At 66.1% G+C, this 1,523-nt stretch carries 1 protein-coding gene; it reads left to right on the top strand.

All coding sequences use genetic code 11. The features are described from left to right. Positions 1–118 precede the first annotated feature (118 nt). Positions 119–1,147, top strand: a complete 1,029-nt coding sequence (locus I6U14_RS11250) for a hypothetical protein (protein WP_296899371.1) — start codon at positions 119–121, stop codon at positions 1,145–1,147. Positions 1,148–1,523 lie beyond the last annotated feature (376 nt).

Consider the following 1,523-nt stretch of genomic DNA (forward strand, 5'->3'; position numbering starts at 1 on the left):
CAATCACCGGGACGGACCGGCGGCAGCGCGGTGACGGTGGTGCCCGTCGCCTCCCGGGATTCGATGACTTGTGCCTTCGAAAATGTTGTCGGGCCTGGACCTTGCCCAGCCCCCCCTCATGAGCACTCAAACCCCATATCCATGCCCTGCGACTCCTCCCCACTGCCCGAACCCCGATTGTGCCTATTCCGAGGCCCAATCCGGACCCTGGCCCTACATCCGGTTCGGATCCTTCACCAGACTCAATCCCCCCTACACCGTCCCGAGATTCCGCTGCAAGGCCTGCCGAAGGACCTTCTCATCCCAGACCTTCGAGACCAGCTACTGGCTCAAAAAGCCCGAACTCTTACCCCAGGTCCAGAAACACGCCGTCTCAGGAGCCGCCAACCGACAGATCGCACGCGTCCTCGATACCTCACCAGCGACCGTCGACAACCACCTCGCACGCCTCGGTCGGCACTGCATGCTCTTCCATAGACAGTTCATGGAGAAAGCGTCACCCACGGTTGACGTCATCCTCGATGGCCTGGTCACCTTCGAGTACTCCCAGTACCTGCCCTACGAGGTCATCGCCGCCCTGGACCGCAACACCAGCTTCGTGACCCACGTCGCCGAGGCGGAGCGTCGCAGGAGCGGGACGATGACCGACGAGCAGAAGCGCAAGCGGCAGGAGTTCGAGAGCCTGGTCGGCCGGCCGGATCCGCACGCGCTGATGAAGGCCGTCGTGGAGGTGGTCTCCGAGACGGTCCGCGGTGCGGTCTGGGCGCATGTCTGGAGCGACAAGCACAAGACGTATCCGTTCGCGCTGAAGAAGATCCGGTGGTGTCACTTCGATCACGAGACGATCGACTCGAGGAAGCCGCGGACGTACACGAACCCGCTGTTCGAGGTCAATCTGCTGGACATGCTGATGCGGCACTGTCTGAAGGATCATACGCGGGAGACGATCGCGTTCGGACGCCGGAGGAACAACTCGATGTACCGGCTGGCGATCTTCCTGGTGTGGCGGAACTACATCCAGCTGCGGCGGGAGAAGCGGTGTCGGTCGACGCCGGCGATGCTGAAGGTCTTGCCGGCTCATACGTTGACGGAGGCGGCGGTGCTGGCGCCGCGGCTGGTCGTCGGGCACTCAGCGCACCCCGCGTGATGAGCTGCACACTGCTGGCCCGGGGGGGCCGCCCGGGGCACGGAACGGAAACGCGGGCACGAGCTGAAGTACGCGGTGTAGGGGAAGGGCCGTCACGGACGTGACGGCCCAGGGGGAACAACAATTTTCCAGGCACAACCGAGATGATGCAGCCGGCAACCGCAGGCCGCCAGAAACGCATCGTCGTGCGAGGCGATCACCACCGCGGCAGTCGGCGAGCGACGAGCGAGCATGGGGCAGACCCGCGCCCGACCGTCGGGGCCGAGCGCGGCGGGGGGTTCGCCAGGCGGGTGGACGGCCGGTCCCGCGCCGGGGGCGCGGGCAAGGGCCACACGGGGCGCGTGGCGGCAGGACAGAGCGGGGGGCAGACTGGCCG

The organism is Thiohalocapsa sp. (assembly GCF_019695415.1).
Classification (GTDB): Bacteria; Pseudomonadota; Gammaproteobacteria; order Chromatiales; family Chromatiaceae; genus Thiohalocapsa.